14 protein-coding genes and 1 pseudogene are annotated in these 15,039 nt (G+C 66.9%); 12 read left to right on the top strand and 3 right to left on the bottom strand.

Annotated features, from left to right (window positions below; translation table 11 throughout):
- The first annotated feature begins 33 nt into the window (after positions 1-33).
- Genes POR01S_RS21800 through POR01S_RS21790 form a run of 3 tightly spaced genes read left to right on the top strand, consistent with a single transcriptional unit; the run spans position 34 to position 2,479 of the window.
- Entirely contained in the window at positions 34-1,056 is a 1,023-nt protein-coding gene (locus tag POR01S_RS21800; RefSeq protein WP_042138318.1) for an aminoglycoside phosphotransferase family protein, read from the top strand.
- On the top strand, positions 1,053-1,718 hold the full coding sequence (gene murU, locus POR01S_RS21795; RefSeq protein WP_027600732.1) for an N-acetylmuramate alpha-1-phosphate uridylyltransferase MurU: 666 nt from the start codon (positions 1,053-1,055) through the stop codon (positions 1,716-1,718). Before POR01S_RS21800 ends, murU begins: the two co-directional genes overlap by 4 nt.
- Positions 1,715-2,479 carry a DnaJ domain-containing protein gene (locus POR01S_RS21790; protein WP_027600733.1) on the top strand — a complete coding sequence of 255 codons (765 nt, stop codon included), beginning with the start codon at positions 1,715-1,717 and terminating at the stop codon, positions 2,477-2,479. Before murU ends, POR01S_RS21790 begins: the two co-directional genes overlap by 4 nt.
- On the opposite strand, the gene POR01S_RS21785 is transcribed toward POR01S_RS21790, so the two are convergent.
- Positions 2,454-3,464, bottom strand: a complete 1,011-nt coding sequence (locus POR01S_RS21785; protein WP_042138317.1) for a DUF3530 family protein — start codon at positions 3,462-3,464, stop codon at positions 2,454-2,456. The genes POR01S_RS21790 and POR01S_RS21785 overlap by 26 nt on opposite strands.
- A gap of 138 nt (positions 3,465-3,602) precedes the next feature.
- Here POR01S_RS21785 and rpe point away from each other — a divergent pair, with 138 nt between their 5' ends.
- The 7 genes and pseudogenes from rpe (at position 3,603) to POR01S_RS21750 (ending at position 11,206) form a co-directional block, all read left to right on the top strand.
- Entirely contained in the window at positions 3,603-4,280 is a 678-nt protein-coding gene (gene rpe, locus POR01S_RS21780) for a ribulose-phosphate 3-epimerase (protein WP_027600735.1), read from the top strand.
- A pseudogene (locus POR01S_RS21775) lies at positions 4,277-5,126 on the top strand (phosphoglycolate phosphatase). Before rpe ends, POR01S_RS21775 begins: the two are co-directional and overlap by 4 nt.
- A gap of 72 nt (positions 5,127-5,198) precedes the next feature.
- On the top strand, positions 5,199-6,677 hold the full coding sequence (gene trpE / locus POR01S_RS21770) for an anthranilate synthase component I (RefSeq protein ID WP_027600736.1): 1,479 nt from the start codon (positions 5,199-5,201) through the stop codon (positions 6,675-6,677).
- 10 nt (positions 6,678-6,687) lie between these two features.
- The gene (locus tag POR01S_RS21765) at positions 6,688-7,281 is read left to right on the top strand and encodes an anthranilate synthase component II (RefSeq protein ID WP_027597527.1); all 594 of its coding nucleotides are present in this window, start codon (positions 6,688-6,690) and stop codon (positions 7,279-7,281) included.
- Positions 7,282-8,331: an anthranilate phosphoribosyltransferase gene (gene trpD / locus POR01S_RS21760; RefSeq protein WP_027600737.1), complete on the top strand. Its 1,050-nt coding sequence runs from the start codon at positions 7,282-7,284 to the stop codon at positions 8,329-8,331.
- Entirely contained in the window at positions 8,328-9,155 is an 828-nt protein-coding gene (gene trpC / locus POR01S_RS21755) for an indole-3-glycerol phosphate synthase TrpC (protein WP_007159725.1), read from the top strand. The genes trpD and trpC overlap by 4 nt, the downstream gene beginning before the upstream one ends.
- Before the next feature lie 269 nt (positions 9,156-9,424).
- On the top strand, positions 9,425-11,206 hold the full coding sequence (locus tag POR01S_RS21750; RefSeq protein ID WP_042138315.1) for a BCCT family transporter: 1,782 nt from the start codon (positions 9,425-9,427) through the stop codon (positions 11,204-11,206).
- A gap of 58 nt (positions 11,207-11,264) precedes the next feature.
- On the opposite strand, the gene crp is transcribed toward POR01S_RS21750, so the two are convergent.
- Positions 11,265-11,909: a cAMP-activated global transcriptional regulator CRP gene (gene crp, locus POR01S_RS21745; protein ID WP_027597530.1), complete on the bottom strand. Its 645-nt coding sequence runs from the start codon at positions 11,907-11,909 to the stop codon at positions 11,265-11,267.
- Positions 11,910-12,118: 209 nt separating this feature from the next.
- On the opposite strand from crp, the gene POR01S_RS21740 reads away from it, so the two are divergent.
- Positions 12,119-12,541 (top strand): OsmC family protein, encoded by a 423-nt coding sequence (locus POR01S_RS21740; protein ID WP_007159722.1) that lies wholly within the window; start codon positions 12,119-12,121, stop codon positions 12,539-12,541.
- A 264-nt stretch (positions 12,542-12,805) separates the two neighbouring features.
- A complete protein-coding gene (gene speD / locus POR01S_RS21735; protein WP_007159721.1) occupies positions 12,806-13,600 on the top strand; it encodes an adenosylmethionine decarboxylase in 795 nt (264 codons plus the stop codon).
- Positions 13,601-13,655: 55 nt separating this feature from the next.
- Here the strand turns inward: speD and POR01S_RS21730 are convergent, their stop codons facing one another.
- Entirely contained in the window at positions 13,656-14,915 is a 1,260-nt protein-coding gene (locus POR01S_RS21730; protein WP_042138313.1) for a cation:proton antiporter, read from the bottom strand.
- Between the last annotated feature and the right edge of the window lie 124 nt (positions 14,916-15,039).

The following is a 15,039-nucleotide window of genomic DNA, read 5'->3' as shown; positions in this document are numbered from 1 at the left end:
GCGCATCGGCTAGGGCCGGGGGATCCGCTGTAAATGACTGAAGATGTTCGCTTAAACCAGATAGAAGACTGGCTGACCACCGTTCTACCGGAAATTTTCCGGGAGCAGGCCTGGGGTGAGGTGCCCGTGGGCAGCCTGACCGCGGCCAGCAGCGATGCCAGCTTTCGCCGTTATTTCCGCTGGGCGGGCGAGGGCCGCAGCTTGATCGTGATGGATGCGCCGCCGCCACAGGAGGACTGCCGTCCGTTCATCCAGGTGGCCGCGCTGCTGGCCGCCGCCGGGGTCCATGTGCCGCGCATCCTGGCCGAGGATCTGGAGCGGGGATTCCTGCTGCTGAGCGACCTCGGCACCCTGACCTACTTGGAGGTGATCAATGCGGCCAATGCCGACGATTATTTCCAGGCGGCCATCGACGCCTTGCTGGCTTTTCAGGGCAGGCAGCCGACGAACGGCAGCCTGCCGCTCTACGACAGGGCTCTGCTCGCCCGCGAGTTGAGTCTGTTTCCGGAATGGTACGTGGGCCGCGAGCTGGACACGACCTTGAGCGCCAGCCAGCTCGATCGCTGGCAGGCCATCTGCGAGGTGCTGATCGACAACGCCCTGGCGCAACCCCAGGTGCTAGTCCATCGGGACTTCATGCCGCGCAACCTGATGCTCAGCACGCCCAATCCGGGGGTGCTGGACTTCCAGGATGCGGTCATCGGCCCGGTGACCTATGACATCACCAGCCTGTTCAAGGACGCCTTCCTCAGCTGGCCGGAGCCGCTGGTGCAGCGCTGGCTGCTGGGCTACTGGGAGCAGGCCCGCGCCGCCGGCATTCCGGTGCAGGCCGAGTTCGCCGATTTCCAGCGGGCCTCGGACCTGATGGGCGTGCAGCGCCATCTCAAGGTAATGGGCATCTTCGCCCGCATCTGGCACCGCGACGGCAAGCCGCGCTATGTCGCCGACACCCCGCGCTTTATCGCCTATATCCGTACCGTGGTGGCACGCCGCCCCGAGCTGGCCGGCCTCGGCGCCTTGCTCGACGAGCTGCATGCCGAGCGGGCCGAGGCATGAAGGCCATGATCCTGGCGGCGGGCAAGGGCGAGCGGATGCGACCCCTGACGCTGAGCCTGCCCAAGCCGCTGATCGAGGTGAACGGCCGGCCGCTGATCGAGCACCACATCCGGGCCCTGGCGGCGGCGGGCATCACCGAGCTGGTGATCAATCACGCCTGGCTGGGCGCCCAGCTGGAAGCCGCCCTGGGCGATGGCAGTCCGCTGGGGGTCGCCATCCGCTTCTCCCCCGAGGGTGAGCCGCTGGAGACCGGAGGCGGCATCTTCCGTGCGTTACCGCTGTTGGGCAGCGCGCCCTTCGTGCTGGTCAACGGCGACATCCGTACCGACTTCGTCTTTGGCAGCCTGACCCTGCCGGCCGGTTGCCTGGCGCATCTGGTGCTGGTCGACAATCCGCTGCATCACCCGAGCGGCGACTTCGGCCTGGTGGACGGGCGGATCACCCTGGACGCCCCGGAGAAGCTCACCTACAGCGGCATCGCCGTGCTTCATCCGCACCTGTTCGCCAGTTGCACGGCCGGAGCCTTCAAGCTGGTGGACGTGCTGCGGCCGGCCATTGCCGCCGGGCAGGTCTCGGGCCAGCGACTGGACGGTCGCTGGGTGGACGTCGGTACCCTCGAGCGGCTGGCGGAAGCGGAGCGGCTGTTCGAGGCGGCTTCTTGAAGATCTGGTTCTGGCCGCTGACGCTGCTGGGTTTCCTGGCCGGCTGGGCGGTGGCCAGCATTCCCGGTGCGCTGCTGGTGGCGCTGCTCGCTCATGCCGGCGAGCGGCAACTGGGGCTGACCTCCCTGGCGGGCTGGAAGGCGCGCTGGCAGGGGCGCCCCGGGCGCTTCGAGCACCAGGCGCAATTCCAGATGCTCGGCCGGCTGGCCAAGCGCGGCGGGCGGGTGCTGACCGCCCACATCCGCCAGGCCGAAGGCGAGATCGAACGTCTGGGGCTGGGCGCCGACGACCGCAAGAAGGCCATCGCCGCCTTCGAGCAGGGCAAGGGTGGCACCCTGCCGTCGACGGCCGATCTGCAGCGCCTCAGCGAGCGCAGCGAAGGCATCCTGCGCGCCTGCTGGCGCATGGTCTGGATCAGCGGCAGCGTGCGCCCCGGCGATCGCGACGAGATCCTCGGCTGGGGCCAGGCGATGGGCCTGGCCGAAGCCCAGGTGCTTGCCTTGCAGCCGCCGGTACAGACGGCGCCACGCCAGCCCAGCAATGAAGAGAAGTATCGCAAGGCGCTGCAGTTGCTCGGCGTCACCGATGACGCCGACGCCGCTACGGTCAAGCAGGCCTATCGGCGGCTGCTCTCGCGCCATCACCCCGACAAGAAGGCCGGCGCCGGGGCCGGCCAGTCGGCGGTCTATGCCGCTGCCCAGCGCACCGCCGAGCTGCATGCCGCCTACCAGGTGATCAAGACGCGGCGGGGCTTCCGCTAGCGGCCGGTGGCAGCCGATCCAGCCAGGCGCGCAGGCGGCGGACGGTCTGTTCCTGCTCGGCGGCCCGGTCGCCGGGAATCACCGGCAGATCGATCTGCCGATAGCCCTTGTTGGCCTTTTGCGCCGCGCGTTCCTTGCGCCGCTGGGCGGCCGCTCCGGGGGCGTGCACCAGGTCGGCGATCTGCAGGTCGGTCTTGCCCATGGTGGCGTCCAGCCGCGGCGGCATGCCCTGGGGTTCGCGGGCGTCGATGAGCACCAGTTGCTTGACCTCGGCCGGTTCCTTTTCCGCCAGATAGCGCGCCGCCCAGTAGGCGCCGGTGCCGTGACCGACCAGCACGATGGGGCTGGCGCCCTGTTGCAGCGCCAGGTCGATGCCGGCGGCGATGCGCGCCAGTACCCGGGTGGCCTGGGCATTGGCCGCGGCTTCGGGATCCACCGGTGCGACCGCCGCCTGGGCCGGTTCGCCGCTGCCGGCTTCGGCCTGGGTCGGGGCGGCGGGCGCCGTACCGCTGCCGCCGGTCACCGGCGGTGCTGCCTGCTCGCTGTTGGCCTGGGCGTCGGTGTCCGCCGGCGCGGTGTCCCGCTCGATCGCCACCACGGGGTCATAGGGATCGGGCAGGCTCAGGCTGATGGTCTGCCAGCCGAAGGTGGGCAACTGCTGGCGCACGGGCGCCACCACATTGGGCCAGTCGGCCGATTCGCCATCGCCCGGCACCAGCACCACCGTTCCGGCGGCCTTGGCCCGGGCGGCGGGCACTAGCAGGGTGAGAAAGGATTCGTCGCCAGCCTGCAGGGTCTTCTGCTGCTCGGCGGGCAGTTGCCGCATCAGCGCCTGCTGCTGCTCCTGGCTGCGCTCCAACGCCGGGGCCACGGCGGCCGGCGCCGCCGGCGTTTCCGGTGCCGGGGTGGGCGCCTCTTCGGCAGGCACCGGGGCGGCAAGGCCGAGCAGGAGGAGGCAGAGCGGCAGCAGGGCGGGCGACGACATCGACGGGAATCCTCGACAGGGGGACGGTTGACCCTGGCGAGCCTACCGCCGTTCGCCCCGTCGGGGCAGCGGGAACGCCCGAGCCGCAGACGGATCTCCGTTACAATGCCGCCACTTAACCTTCGCCGAGGCTATCCCATGCAACCCTTCGCCATCGCTCCCTCGATCCTGTCCGCCGATTTCGCCCGCCTGGGCGAGGAGGTCGACAAGGTCCTCGCCGCCGGTGCCGACATGGTCCATTTCGACGTGATGGACAACCACTATGTGCCCAATCTCACCATCGGCCCCATGGTCTGCAAGGCGCTGCGCAACTACGGGGTGACCGCGCCCATCGACGTGCACCTGATGGTCAAGCCGGTGGATCGCATCATCGGCGATTTCATCGAGGCCGGCGCCACCGACATCACCTTCCACCCCGAGGCCTCCGAGCACATCGATCGCTCGCTGCAGCTGATCAAGGACGGCGGTTGCCGGGCCGGCCTGGTGTTCAATCCGGCCACCTCGCTGGATGCCCTGAAGTACGTCATGGACAAGATCGACATGGTGCTGCTGATGAGCGTCAACCCCGGCTTCGGCGGCCAGAAATTCATTCCCGGCACCCTCGACAAGCTGCGCGAGGCACGCGCCCTGATCGACGCCTCGGGCCGGCCGATCCGCCTGGAGATCGATGGCGGGGTCAACGTCAAGAACATCGGCGAGATCGCCCGTGCCGGGGCCGATACCTTCGTCGCCGGCTCGGCCATCTTCGGCCAGCCCGACTATGCCGCGGTGATCCAGGCGATGCGCGCCGAACTGGCCAAGGCCCGCTCGGTATGAGCGCCCTGGTACGCCTCGGTGGCGGGCATCCGCCCGCCCTGGTGATGTTCGACCTCGACGGCACCCTGCTGGATTCGGCGCCGGACCTGGCCGCCGCGGTGGATGCCATGCTTGAACGCCTGGGCCGCGCGCCGGCGGGACTGGACAAGGTGCGGCTGTGGATCGGCAATGGCGCCCGGGTACTGGTACGCCGGGCACTGGCGGATGACATGCGGCATGACGCGGTGGACGATGCCGCCGCCGACGAGGCCCTGGCGCTGTTCATGGCGCTCTATGGCGGCAGTCACGCCCTGACCCGCGTCTATCCCGGCGTGCTGGACAGCCTGGCGCTGCTGCGCACCCTGGGCGTGCGCCTGGCGGTGATCACCAACAAGCCGGAACGCTTCGTCGCGCCGCTCTTGGCCGACATGGGGCTGGGCGACTTCGACTGGATCGTCGGCGGCGATACCCTGCCGCAGCAGAAGCCCGATCCGGCGGGCCTGCTGTGGGTCATGCAGCAGGCGGGGGTAGCGGCCGGCCAGGCCCTGTTCATCGGCGATTCGCGCAACGACATCCGCGCCGCCCGGGCCGCCGGGGTGCGCTGCGTGGCCCTGAGCTACGGCTACAACCATGGCGAGCCCATCGCCAGCGAGCAGCCGGATCTGGTCGTCGACGATCTGCGCGAACTGTTCATCTAGCCGCCGAAGTGGCCGGCCGGTTGCCATGCCGCGCCGGCTAGGCTAACGTGGCCCTTCAACCCCCGCCCCAAGAGCAAGAGATCGCATCGTGGTGGTCACCCGCACAGGCTCCTCGCGAGCATGGATGAAAGTCATCAAGGCCCTGGCCCGTTGGCGCTGGCGCGCCTGATTTCGTCCCTGCCGGTATCAGACCGGCACGCTGTGCACCCGACCTTTCGTTTTCCTCGCCACGAGGCTGATCATGACCCGCGACGACTTCCTGCGCCTGGCCGCTCAAGGCTATAACCGCATTCCCCTGGCCTTCGAAACCCTGGCCGACTTCGACACCCCGCTGTCCCTCTATCTCAAGCTGGCCGATGCGCCCAACTCCTATCTGCTGGAGTCGGTGCAGGGCGGTGAGAAATGGGGCCGCTATTCGATCATCGGCTTGCCCTGCCGGACCCTGCTGCGTGCCCGCGGGTACGAGGTCACGGTGCACGAGGGCGAGCGAGAGCTCGAGGCGGCCACCGTCGAGGATCCGCTGGCCTTCGTCGAGGCCTTCAAGGCCCGCTATCGCGTGCCGGTGGTGCCCAATCTGCCCAAGTTCGATGGCGGCTTGGTGGGCTACTTCGGCTATGACTGCGTGCGCTATGTCGAGAAGCGCCTGGGCGCCAGTCCCAATCCCGATCCGCTGGGCACCCCGGACATCCTGCTGATGGTCTCGGACGAAGTTGTGGTCTTCGACAACCTGGCCGGCAAGCTGCACTGCATCGTGCTCGTCGATCCGAGCCAGCCGAACGCCTATGAGCAGGGCCAGGCCCGACTCGCGGCGCTGCGCGAGCGCATTCGCCAGCCCATCGCCCCGCGCCTGGGCCTGGACTTCGCCGCGGTAGGCAGCGGCAGCGAACCGGCCTTCCGCTCCAGCTACAGCCGTGCCGACTATGAAAACGCCGTAGAGCGGATCAAGGACTACATCCTGGCCGGCGACTGCATGCAGGTGGTGCCCTCGCAGCGCATGACCATCGATTTCCAGGCTGCGCCCATCGACCTCTATCGGGCGCTGCGCTGCTTCAACCCCACGCCCTACATGTATTTCTTCAACTTCGGCGACTTCCATGTGGTGGGCAGTTCGCCCGAGGTTCTGGTGCGGGTGGAAGACGGCGAGATCACCGTGCGCCCCATCGCCGGGACCCGTCCACGTGGTGCCACCGAAGAAGCCGATCTGGCGCTCGAGCGCGACCTGCTGGCCGATGCCAAGGAGCTGGCCGAGCACCTGATGCTGATCGACCTGGGCCGCAACGACGTGGGCCGGGTCTCCACCACCGGCAGCGTGACCCTGACCGAGAAGATGGTCATCGAGCGTTATTCCAACGTGATGCACATCGTCAGCAACGTCACCGGCCGGCTCAAGCCCGAGCTCTCCGCCATGGACGCCCTGCGCGCCATCCTGCCGGCCGGCACCCTTTCCGGGGCGCCGAAGATCCGCGCCATGGAGATCATCGACGAACTGGAACCGGTCAAGCGCGGCATCTACGGCGGCGCCGTGGGTTACCTGGCCTGGAACGGCAACATGGACACCGCCATCGCCATCCGCACCGCGGTGATCAAGGACGGCGAACTGCACGTGCAGGCGGGCGGCGGCATCGTCGCCGACTCCCAGCCGGCGGCGGAGTGGGAAGAGACCCTCAACAAGCGTCGCGCGATGTTCCGCGCCGTCACCCTTGCCGAACAGTCCGTCTGAGGAATCCACCATGCTGCTGATGCTCGATAACTACGATTCCTTTACCTACAACCTGGTGCAGTACCTGGGCGAGCTGGGCGCCGAGGTCAAGGTGGTGCGCAACGACGAGGTGCCGGTCGAGGCGCTGGACGACCTGGCGCCGGAGCGCATCGTCGTCTCCCCCGGTCCCTGCACGCCCAACGAGGCGGGCATCTCCCTGGCCACCCTGGAGCGCTTCGCCGGCAAGCTGCCGGTGCTGGGCGTCTGCCTGGGCCATCAGAGCCTGGGCCAGGCCTTTGGCGGCGAGGTGGTGCGGGCGCGCGAGCCGATGCACGGCAAGACCAGCCCGGTCTACCACAACGGCGAAGGCGTCTTCGCCGGCCTGCCCAATCCCTTCACCGTGACCCGCTACCACTCGCTGGTGGTCAAGCGCGAGACCCTGCCCGAGTGCCTGGAGATCACCGCCTGGACCCAGCATCCGGACGGCAGCATGGACGAGATCATGGGCCTGCGGCACCGCGAGTTCATGATCGAGGGGGTGCAGTTCCACCCCGAGTCCATCCTCACCGAGCATGGGCACGACCTGCTGGCCAACTTTCTCCAGCAGCAGGGAGGACGGCGCTAGATGGACATCAAGCAGGCCCTGAACCGCATCAGCGGACAACTCGACCTCAATGTGGCGGAAATGCAGGCGGTGATGCGCCAGATCATGACCGGTGGCGCCGACGAGGCGCAGATCGGTGCCTTCCTCATGGGCATGCGCATCAAGAGCGAGACCATCGACGAGATCTGTGGCGCGGTCAGCGTGATGCGCGAACTGGCCACCCCTGTGGTGCTGCCGAGCCTCGATCACGTGGTCGACGTGGTGGGCACCGGTGGCGATGGCGCCAACATCTTCAACGTCTCCTCGGCCTCGGTGTTCGTGGTCGCGGCGGCCGGCGGCAAGGTGGCCAAGCACGGCAATCGCGCGGTGTCCGGCAAGAGCGGCAGCGCCGATCTGCTGGAGGCCGCGGGCATCTACCTGGAGCTGACGCCCGAGCAGATCGCTCGCTGCGTCGAGCAGGTGGGCGTCGGCTTCATGTTCGCCCAGTCACACCACAGCGCCATGCGCCATGCCGCCGGGCCGCGTCGCTCCCTGGGGCTGCGCACCCTGTTCAACATGCTCGGCCCTCTGACCAACCCGGCCGGCGTGCGCCACCAGGTGGTCGGGGTGTTCAGCGCCGCGCTGTGCCGGCCGCTGGCCGAGGTGCTGCAGCGCCTGGGCAGCCACCACGTGCTGGTGGTGCACTCCCGCGACGGCCTGGACGAATTCAGCCTGGCCGCGGCGACCCAGGTGGCCGAACTCAAGGACGGCAGCATCAGCGAATACCAGGTGCTGCCGGAGGATCTGGGCATCAAGAGCCAGACCCTGGTCGGCCTGACGGTGGACGGCCCCGAGGCCTCCCTGGCGCTGATCCGCGACGCCCTCGGCCGACGCAAGACCGAAGCCGGGCAAAAGGCCGCCGACATGATCGTGCTCAACGCCGGCGCGGCGCTCTACGCCGCGGATCTCGCCCATAGCCTGCATGAAGGGGTACTCTTGGCCCACGACGCGCTCTACAGCGGCCTGGCCCGGGAAAAGCTGGACGAGCTCGCCCATTTCACATCCGTCTATCGCGAGGAGGGTCGCCCGTGAGTGTGCCAACCGTGTTGCAGAAGATCCTGGCCCGCAAGGCCGAGGAAATCGCCCAGCTCAAGGCCCGGACCAGCCTGGCCGAACTCGAGGCCCAGGCCCGTGCCGCCGACGCCCCGCGCGGCTTCGCCCGCGCCCTGCAGGCCCAGGTGGCGCGCAAGGAGGCGGCGATCATCGCCGAGGTGAAGAAGGCCTCGCCGAGCAAGGGCGTGATCCGTGAACACTTCGTGCCGGCCGAGATCGCCCACAGCTATGCCCTGGGCGGGGCCACCTGCCTGAGCGTGCTCACCGACGTGGACTTCTTCCAGGGTGGCAACGCCTATCTGCAGCAGGCGCGCGCCGCCTGCCAGCTGCCGGTGATCCGCAAGGACTTCCTCGTCGATCCCATCCAGGTGGTGGAAGCCCGGGCCATCGGCGCCGACTGCATCCTGCTGATCGTCGCCGCGCTGGACGACGGCCTGATGGGCGAGCTGGCCGCCACGGCCAAGGACGTCGGTCTGGACGTGCTGGTCGAGGTGCATGACGGCGCCGAGCTGGAACGCGCCCTGACGGTGCTGGACACCCCGCTGGTGGGGGTCAACAACCGCAACCTGCACACCTTCGAGGTCAGCCTGGAAGCCACCCTCGATCTCTTGCCGCGCATCCCCCAGGATCGCCTGGTGATCACCGAGAGCGGCATTCTCAATCGCGCCGACGTGGAGCTGATGGAAACCAACGAGGTGCGCGCCTTCCTGGTCGGCGAAGCCTTCATGCGCGCCGACGAACCAGGCCAGGAGCTGCAGCGTCTGTTCTTCCCGGATCGCCGCTTCCCGCTCAGAGACGCCTGAGACCAAGGTCGTCCGCACGAGGCCCCGGGACCACCCCGGGGCCTTTTTCTTTCCACAGGGTGATCCAGGTCGACTCGCGCCCACCCCGGGCGGCGGGAACGACCTCCGTGTGCCCGCTGCCGACGCAGGGCTTTGTTTCTGTAGGGATAAACCCGGTTAATGGCCTCCGACTCGTTGCACCGTGGCGAGTCGCGGAGGCGGCTGGCCGTCGCAGGACGAGCCAGGACTCCGCCGCACCAGGCCATCCATAACCAGGGCATGCGAGAACCATGGCAACGGAAGAAAAAAGCGAAACACTTGATATCAGCGTCACCGATCCCTCCCGGACCGAGGAGGCGCGACGGGATCGGCGACTCGCCGGCACCACCGACTGGGTGGTCTTCGGCGTCACCAGCATCGCCGCGCTGGCCTTCGTGATCTGGGGCTTCGTCAGCCAGGCCAGTCTGGCCAGCAGCGCCTCGACCGCCCAGGGCTGGGTGATCACCCATTTCGGCTGGCTGTTCGTGCTCACCTCCACCGGCTTCGTGGTCTTCGTCATCTGGCTGGCCGCCAGTCGCTATGGGCGGATCCCCCTGGGGCGCGACGACGAGCAACCGGAATTCCGCACCCTCTCCTGGGTGGCGATGATGTTCAGCGCCGGCATGGGCATCGGCCTGATGTTCTTTGGCGTCGCCGAGCCGCTGTCGCACTATCTCAATCCGCCGCCCGGCGGCGCCGCGGGACAGAGCAGCGCCGCCCTGCAGGTGGCCATGGCGACCACGCTGTTCCACTGGACCCTGCACCCCTGGGCCATCTACGCCGTGGTCGGCCTGGCCATCGCCTATGGCACCTATCGCCGCGGCCGCTGCCAGCTGATCTCGGTGGCCTTCCGCCCGCTGATCGGCGAGCACGCCAACGGCCCCCTCGGCCGCGTCATCGACATGATGGCGATCTTCGCCACCCTGTTCGGCTCGGCCGCCTCCCTGGGCCTGGGCGCCCTGCAGATCGCCGGCGGCCTGGAGCACAACGGCTGGATCGAGCAACCGGGAAAGATGCTCTACATCAGCATCATCACGGTTCTGACGGTGGCCTTCGTCATCTCCGCCGTATCCGGGGTCGAGAAGGGCATCCAGTGGCTGTCCAACACCAACATGGTGCTGGCGGTGGCCCTGGCCGTGTTCGTCTTCGTCGTCGGTCCGACCCTGCTGATGCTCAACCTGCTGCCCACCGCCATCGGCGACTACATCGACCTGTTGCCGGAGATGATGGCGCGCACCAGTGCCAGCGGAGGCGAGGCCATGGGCAACTGGCTGTCCAGCTGGACGGTGTTCTACTGGGCCTGGTGGATCTCCTGGACACCCTTCGTCGGCATGTTCATCGCCCGCATCAGTCGCGGCCGCACCATCCGCCAGTTCGTCACCGGGGTCCTGCTGGTGCCGAGTCTGGTCAGCGTGGTCTGGTTCGTCATCTTTGGCGGCGCGGCCATCGATGCCATGCGCCAGGGCGCCTTCACCCTGGTCGACGGCGCGGTGAACAGCAACTTCGCCCTCTATGACCTGCTGGCCAGCTATCCCTGGGTCTCGGTGACCTCGGTGCTGGTCATGGTGCTGGTGGCGATCTTCTTCGTCTCCGGCGCCGACGCCGCCTCCCTGGTGATGGGGACCCTGTCCGAGCGCGGTACCACCGAGCCCTCGCGGCGCACGGTGATCTTCTGGGGCGCCCTCACCGGCGCGGTGGCGGCGATCATGCTGGCCATCGGCGACCCGGGCAATCCGGGCGCGGCGCTCAACGGCCTGCAGAATCTGACTATTGTGGTCTCGCTGCCCTTCGTGGTGGTGATGGCGCTGCTGTGCCTGGCGCTCTATCGCGATCTGCGCAGCGATCCGCTGATGCTGCGGCATCTGCGCGGTACCGAGCTGATCGAGAAGGCGGTGCTCTATGGCGCGGTCAAGCACGGCGAAGAATTCCATTTCGTCGTGGGTGAGCCCAAGGCCAAGGGGAGCGAAGAGAAGACCGTCGACGGGAAGGCCACGGTGCGGGTGGAAAAGGTGTCGCGCAAGGTCGAGAGCTGACGCTCTGGACGGGCGGGGGCCGTGGCCCCCGCCTGCAGGCAGGGGCTAGCGGACGGGCTCAGCGGGTGCCGAACACCACCATGGTCTTGCCCTTGACGTGGACCAGACCCTGTTCTTCGAGGGACTTAAGGACCCGACCGACCATCTCGCGGGAGCAACCGACGATGCGGCCGATCTCCTGGCGGGTGATCTTGATCTGCATGCCGTCCGGGTGGGTCATGGCATCGGGCTGCTTGCACAGGTCGAGCAGAGTGCGGGCCACGCGACCGGTGACGTCGAGGAAGGCCAGGTCGCCGACCTTGCGGGTGGTCTGGCGCAGGCGCTCGGCCATCTGGCGACCCAGGGAGAACAGCATGTCCGGATCCTGCTGACTCAGTTCGCGGAACTGGCTGTAGCTGATCTCGGCGACTTCGCACTCGGTGCGGGCGCGGACCCAGGCGCTGCGCTCGGGCTCGCTGCCTTCCTTGGAGAACAGCCCCATCTCGCCGAAGAAGTCTCCGGCGTTGAGATAGGCGATGATCATTTCGCGGCCTTCATCGTCTTCGATGAGGATGGTCACCGAACCCTTGAGGATGAAGAACAGGCTTTCGCTGTTGTCGCCAGCGTAGATGATGGTGGTTTTTGCCGTGTAACGGCGACGCGAGCAATGCGCTAGCAGCTTGTCGATGTGCTGTAACTTCGCGGGTGGGATGATAGCGGCCATGCTGATTCCTGAGGTTGAAAGCTAACCTGAGTCGGGGGCACCGATGTCCGAACCGGTGCATGCACAGGCTGCGCCGGTTCCAATTCAAAGACCGGATAAGAACATGCGCAGCTTAAATGCGAGCTGAATAACCCTTCACTGCTTACCAGTTTACGCCATCCAGCATGTTAAGCTGATCACCATTTGTATATATAAGTAGGACGAAAGCGATGAAAGCGCGCATCCAGTGGGCAGGCGAGGCCATGTTCCTCGGTGAATCCGGCAGCGGCCATGTGGTGGTCATGGATGGCCCGCCGGAAAGCGGCGGGCGCAACCTCGGCGTACGGCCGATGGAAACCGTGCTGATCGGCCTGGGCGGTTGCGCCAGCTACGACGTGGTCAGCATCCTGCGCAAGGCGCGGCAACCGGTGGAGAGCTGCGAGGCCTTTCTCGAAGCCGACCGCGCCGACACCGAGCCCAAGGTGTTCACCCGCATCCACCTGAAGTTCGTGGTCAAGGGCCGCGGCCTCAAGGAAGCCCAGGTCAAGCGCGCCATCGAGCTGTCGGCGGAAAAGTACTGCTCGGCCTCCATAATGCTCGGCCGCGCCGGCGTCGAGATCAGCCACAGCTACGAACTCGTCGACCTCGCCTGACCCCCGCCCGCGACGCCCGCCCGGGCGTCGCTGTCCGCCTCGTCTCCCTCCCGCCGACATCAATTCATCACCTGGGCCCGGCAGACTCTGGCCCCAACCGCTGCCGATCTGCATAATGCGCCGCTCTTAAGGGGCAAGGGCCCCGAAAGCACAGCCAATCGCCATCGCGAAGAGGTGTTCGCCGCCCTACGCAGCTTGCGCAATCCGCAACTGACGGGCATTCAGGACCGCGGTCAGAGACCGCACGACGGGAGCTTTACCACCGTGAAAAGCAAACTCAGGCTCCATGGTTTCAATAACCTGACCAAGACCTTGAGCTTCAACATCTACGACATCTGCTACGCCGAGACGTCGGAAGATCAACAGGCCTATGTCCAGTACATCGACGAGGAATACGACGCCGAGCGTCTGACCCAGATCCTGACCGACGTGGTCGACATCATCGGGGCCAACATCCTCAACATCGCCCGCCAGGATTACGATCCCCAGGGTGCCAGCGTGACCATCCTGATCTCCGAGCAACCGGTCGAGCCGACCGAGAGCCAGATCGAGGAGTCGCCCGGTCCGCTGCGCGAGACCATTCTCGGCCACCTGGACAAGAGCCACATCACGGTGCACACCTATCCGGAGATCCATCCGGACGACGGCATCGCCACCTTCCGCGTCGATATCGACGTCTCCACCTGTGGCGTGATCTCTCCGCTCAAGGCCCTGAATTACCTGATCCACCAGTTCGACTCGGACATCGTCACCGTGGACTACCGGGTGCGCGGCTTCACCCGCGACATCGAAGGGCGCAAGCACTTCATCGACCACGAGATCAATTCGATCCAGAACTACCTGTCCGAAGACACCCGCGCGGCCTACCAGATGACCGACGTGAACGTGTACCAGGACAACCTGTTCCACACCAAGATGCTGCTCAAGGAATTCGAACTGGACAACTATCTGTTCGGCGACGCCTCCCGCAGCCTCTCGTCCGAGCAGCGTCAGCAGATCACCCAGCGTCTCAAGCACGAGATGCGCGAGATCTTCTCCGGCCGCAACCTGCCGCGCTGATCGCTCGGCTGTTGCGCAGAGAACCCCGCCACGGCGGGGTTCTTTCGTTTTGGGGTCAGTGGTGTTCGTCGCGCGCGACCGGGGCGCCGCCGGTGACGCTCTTGACCACCCGGCCGATGGTCAGGCCCTGGCCGAGGATGGAGACCAGCACCACGATGTAGGTGAGAGCCAGGATCAGATCCCGCTCCGGACCGGCCGGCAGACTCAGCGCCAGGGCCACCGAGACACCGCCACGCAGCGCGCCCCAGGTGAGGATGCGCGCCGTGCCCCGGGTCATGTTGCGCCAGTGCGGGCTGAGCAGCACCACCGGCGCCACGCTGATCCAGCGGGCGAAGAGGATCGCCAGGGTCACCAGCAGCGCCGCGCCCAGGTGGGTCCAGCTGAAGGGCAACACCAGCAGCTCCATGCCGATCAGGGCGAACAGCAGGGCGTTGAGGATCTCGTCGATCAACTCCCAGAAGCCGTCCAGGTAGCGCCGGGTGAAGTCGTTCATGGCCTTGGTCCGGCCCAGGTTGCCGATGATCAGACCGGCCACCACCATGGCGATGGGACCCGAGACGTGCAGGTGGCTGGCCAGGGTCGAGCCGCCGATCACCAGGGCCAGGGATAGCATCACCTCGATCTGGTGCTGCTCGATGCTCAGCATCAGCCAGTAGCAGACGAAGCCGATCAGCAGGCCGAACAGGATGCCGCCGCCGGCTTCCTCGACAAACAGCCAGAGCGCCGCGTTGACCGTAGGCGTCTCGCCCAGCTGGATCACCCCCAGCAGCACCGAATAGACCACCACGGCCACGCCGTCATTGAACAGCGCCTCGCCGACGATGGTGGTCTCCAGCGACTTGGGCGCCCCGGCCGAGCGCAGGATGCCGAGTACGGCGATGGGATCGGTCGGTGAGATCAGGGCGCCGAAGATCAGGCAGTAGAGAAGGTCGACGTGCCAGCCCAGCCAGCCGAAGATCCAGTGGCTGAGATAGCCGATCAGCACCGTCGAGATGATCACCCCGAGGGTGGCCAGACCGCCGATGGCCCATTTGTAGTCGCGCAGGTCCTTGAGATTGACGTGCAGGGCGCCAGCGAACAGCAGGAAGCCGAGCATCCAGTTCATCAGCAGATCGTTGAAGTCGATCTGCCCGAGGAGTTCGCCGATGCGGTGTTCCAGACCGGGAAAGCCCAGCCAGGACAGACTCTGCAGACCGACCGAAAAGATCAGGGCGATGACCATGACGCCGATGGTCGGCGGCAGGCCGATGAAGCGGTAATTGAGGTAGGTGAGCAGGGAGGTGAAGCAGATGAAGGCAGCAGCGAGTTCAAGCATGGGCGTTCCAGATCCATCAGACAGCGAGTCCCTGCGAACGCAGGGCCTAGAGGTAGGATGGGGCGGACGCCGCAAAAGTTACATGTTCGATAGCTGCCTAGCCAATCGTTCGCGCAAGCGGCGC

This window comes from Pseudomonas oryzihabitans NBRC 102199, assembly GCF_000730625.1.
Taxonomy (GTDB): domain Bacteria; phylum Pseudomonadota; class Gammaproteobacteria; order Pseudomonadales; family Pseudomonadaceae; genus Chryseomonas; species Chryseomonas oryzihabitans.
This window is presented reverse-complemented; position numbering and strand designations above follow the sequence as displayed.